A 3,809-nucleotide genomic window follows, 5' to 3' on the forward strand; every position below is an offset into this window, starting at 1 on the left:
CCAGTGTCGCGATCTGGGCGGGTCGGGGCCGGGGGTTCTGCGGGCCGGGGTTCTTCTCAGGGGTCCCGGGTACCGCATGGGATGCGCGGCATCAGGCGCAGGAGATGCCGATGCACACGGTGTTCAGCAGCGTGAGCAGACCGACGCAGGCGCAGGTACCGCTGAGCTGGATGCCGTCGATCTCCACGGGGTCGGTCTCGGGCAGCTCCTGCAGAGCGGCCACGAGGTCACCGTCGAACGTGTTCATGCGATTCACCTCCTTTCGTTGTCGAGGGCCAAGGTCCGCCCCGCCGTGAGGCAGAAGCGGACCACCGCTTGGCGGAGGACCGGGGACCATGCCTGGACGACCCCGTTGTGGTCGTCGGCGGTCTCCAGGTAGTCGAAGTCGACTCCTTCGGTCCTGCCGAGTTCGAGGAGGCGCCGGCGCAGCGCCCTGGACTGCTCGACCGGGACGGCCTCGTCCCGGACGCCGTGCGCCACCAGCAGCGGCGCCGTCAGCGCCCCGCACGCCCGCAGGACGTCGCGCCGGGCGTCCTGCTCGGGATGGTCGCCGATCCGGCTCAGCCGCGAGACGCGGTCCCTGACCATCCCCGTGGCGGTGCGCTGGAGGCTGGACGCCGAGGTGAAGGGCGCGAGCGCGACGCATCCCGACCACAGGTCCGGTCTCCGGCAGGCCGCCAGCAGGGCCAGGAAGCCGCCGTAGCTGCCGCCGAGCACGACGGGGCGCGGCAGCGCGGCGCCGCGGCCGTGCGCGATCGCGTGCCCGAGGTGGACGACATCGTCCAGGTCGGGGCCGCCCCAGTCGCCGAGGACGGGACGCAGGTGGTCGTCGCCGTATCCGGTGCTGCCCCGGTAGTTGGGGGCCACGACGGAGGCGCCCGCGGCGGCCAGGTACTGGAAGAGCGGCTCGAACTCGTACCGCCACGCTGACAGCGGCCCGCCGTGCAGGGCCAGCACGAGCCGGGGCCGGTCGCGCCAGCCGGGGCCGCCGTAGACGATCGCCTCGACGGGCCCCGCCGGGCCGGACAGCTCGACGAGTTCGGCGTGCCGCCAGGCCGCCGCGCCGTCGGAGGGGTGCGCGGCCATGTCCCAGCCGGAGCGCGCGGGACTCCGCACCGTCGCGAGGGTCGGCGGCTGGTGTGGGGCCGAGAAGCGGACGTGGATCCGGCCGTCCCCGGCCCAGTGGGCGGGCGGCCAGAGCATGCCGGGCGGGCCGGGGACCGGGGTGATCCGGTCGCTGCCGGTGGCGTACACGGCGAGGCGTGCGGTCGCGCCGGCGATCTCCCGGACGAGCAGCCGCTCGCCGGAGGCGTCGAAGGCCAGGGGCGTCCGGTGGGCGGCCGACCGGTTGAGGGCCTCGGGGAAGCGGACGGGGCCACCGCCGGGCAGCCGCAGCCCGATCTGCGGCGCGCCCCGCTGCTGCGCGCCCGGCAGGGTGGTGGTCACCGCGAGGACGCCCGAGCGCGGGCTGTAGGCCGCGATCCGGTCGGCGGTGGTGTCGGAGACCGACCAGAAAGGCCGCCAGCCGCGTTCGCGCAGGTCGACCAGGATGCCTTCGGTGCGGTGGCCGGCGCCGTCGCGGTCGAGGGCGAGGACGCGGCCCTCGTCGGCCCAGACGCCTCCCGACAGCACGCCGGGGATCCGCAGCACCGGCTCCAGGACGGGGGACGCGGGCGAGACCCGCCAGATCCGCGAGTGCCGCTCGTTCTCGACGACCACGAGCACCGCGACCTGCGCCTGCCCCGGGGCGGCCAGCAGGAACCCGGCGAGCATCCGCGGCACCGGCCATGACCGGGTGATCCGGAGTCCGGTGGGGGTCGGCTCGACGGCGGCGAGGGTTCCGTGGCCCGCGGGCTTCCCGTGCTCGCCGACCGCGGGCCGCACGACGAGGACGCGGCCGTCGTTCAGCGGTAGCGCCCCGGTGCCGCGATCGATGATCCGTTCCTCGGTCCGGCCCGGGAGGGCGGCGTCGTCGAGCGTCCGCAGGGACGGCCGCGGCCAGGTCAGGTCCCAGCGCTCCAGGACGACGCTGTCCTGCGCGGACCGCAGGCAGGTGGCCCAGCGGCCGTCGGCGGAGAAGGCGAAGCCGAAGCGGCTCGGCACGGGCGGAAGATCCGGAAGGGTCTCGGTCATGACGCCCGCCCGGCGATCGACGGTTCGGCGCCCTCGGCGGGGTGCGCGGCGGCGTCGTCGGCCGTCCACAGCCGCGACGTCCCGTGCTGGAGGCGCACCAGGAAGCCGAGGACGCCGCCCAGGCCGTCTCCCCAGGAGGTCGAGACGCCGCCCTGCTCGTCGGGGAACACCACCCGTCCGCCGCGGTGCGCCCGGTTGGCCAGGATGACCTGGGCCAGCCGCCACGCGTCGTCCCGGTACCGCTCGGCGCCGGTGAGCGCGGCCATGTCGAGCAGGAAGTCGCCGTTGCCGGCCAGGCCGTGGCACTGCCCGAGGATCGCGCGCCAGCGGTTGTCCATGACCGCGCGGGCGGACATCTCGGCGGCCCGCAGGAAGCGCCCGTCGCCGGTGGCCCGGCCGAGGCGGCCGAGGAAGCCGCCGATGCCGGCCGAGCCGTGGCACCAGTACGGCGCGGTGGCGATGTCCCCGGAACTGGCCGCCCACATCGCCGACCGCCCAGTGTCGATCATGGTGTCGAGCAGCGTCTCCCCGACCCGGGCGGCGAGCGCCCGGTGGGCGTCGCCTCCGACCGACCCGGCGCAGGCGAGCAGGAAGGATCCGACGCCCGAGACGCCGTGCGCGAACCCGTAGTAGCGCCGGCCGGCGAGCTTGGACTCGATCTCGGCGGGCGTGCTCCAGTCGAGCCCGCCCTCCCGCTCCTGGGCGGTCTCGGCGAGGGCGTCGGCGGCGGCGCGGGCGCGCTCGGCGAACCGCGTACGCCCGGTGCGGGACCACAGGTGCAGGGCCGCGAACCCGAGGCCCGCCGTCCCGTGCGTCACGTCCGGGCTGGGGACCGCCTCCGGAAGCCGGTCGGCGACGGCGATCGCGCCCTCGACGAGATCGGCGTCGGCCAGGGCGAGGCCGGCGTCCAGCACCGCCCACGCGGCGCCCGCCGTGCCGAAGTACAGCCCGGGAGGACGGCCGCCGTCATCGTCCAGCCGCCGCAGGATCCAGTGGCCGGCGCCGGCGATGGCCTCGGCCAGGCGCGGTTCGGCCTCGACCTCGTAGCACCGGGTCAGGGCGCCCAGGGTTCCCGCGGCCCCGTGCTGGAGGCAGCACGGGTCGGGGGCGCCGTGGACGCACGAGGCGGGCCAGAGCGTCTCGGCCGACTCCGGGTCCATGGTGGCGATCAGCTGGTCGACGATCCCGGCGACGGACAGCCGGCACTGCTGCCGTAGCGACGGGGGGCGGGCGGCCCGCGATGCGCCGCCGTCCGGCTCCACCGTGCCGCGCTGCGTCCCGGGGTCTCCCGCCGTGTGATCCGGGCGCATCCGGGCCAGGGCCTCCCGTGCCCGGTGCGGGGTCCAGCGGCGGCCGGGCTCGTCGGCCATCAGGCCGAGCAGGAGCGGGGCCAGCGAGCCGGGCAGGTCGAGGTCCAGGGTGCGGGCGGCCAGCCATTCCGCCAGGCGCTCGCTCAGCGGCCTGGCCGCGGGGCTCTCGTCCAGGAAGTAGGGCGGCCCGCCGGTGAGGACGTGGCAGAGCGTCGCGCCGAGGGCGAAGTAGTCCGCCGCCGGGTCCGGTGCGGCGCCGGACATCTGCTCCGGCGCGCTGTAGCCGGGGGTCCCCACCCGCATCCCTTCCCGCTCGCCGTCGTCGGCGGTGAGGGCCAGCTCCAGGTCGATCATCACCGGGGCGCC

At 76.2% G+C, this 3,809-nt stretch carries 3 protein-coding genes; all 3 read right to left on the reverse strand.

Annotation, left to right across the window (positions count from 1 at the left end; translation table 11 throughout):
• Nucleotides 1-91 precede the first annotated feature (91 nt).
• Complete coding sequence (locus AB0C69_RS39550) at nt 92-247, reverse strand: VenA family class IV lanthipeptide (protein WP_360361401.1); 156 nt, start codon at nt 245-247, stop codon at nt 92-94.
• A 5-nt stretch (nt 248-252) separates the two neighbouring features.
• Nucleotides 253-2,133: an alpha/beta fold hydrolase gene (locus AB0C69_RS39555; RefSeq protein ID WP_360361404.1), complete on the reverse strand. Its 1,881-nt coding sequence runs from the start codon at nt 2,131-2,133 to the stop codon at nt 253-255.
• Nucleotides 2,130-3,809, reverse strand: a 1,680-nt coding sequence (locus tag AB0C69_RS39560) for a lanthionine synthetase LanC family protein (protein WP_360361406.1), incomplete at its 5' end; no start/stop codon positions are given. The genes AB0C69_RS39555 and AB0C69_RS39560, both read right to left, overlap by 4 nt.

The organism is Actinomadura sp. NPDC048032, assembly GCF_040653175.1.
Taxonomy (GTDB): Bacteria; Actinomycetota; Actinomycetes; order Streptosporangiales; family Streptosporangiaceae; genus Spirillospora; species Spirillospora verrucosospora.

Coding starts and splice junctions, on each gene's coding strand:
- AB0C69_RS39550 (WP_360361401.1), bottom strand. CDS start 247: ATGAACACGTTCGACGGTGACCTCGTGGCCGCTCTGCAGGAGCTGCCC.
- AB0C69_RS39555 (WP_360361404.1), bottom strand. CDS start 2,133: ATGACCGAGACCCTTCCGGATCTTCCGCCCGTGCCGAGCCGCTTCGGC.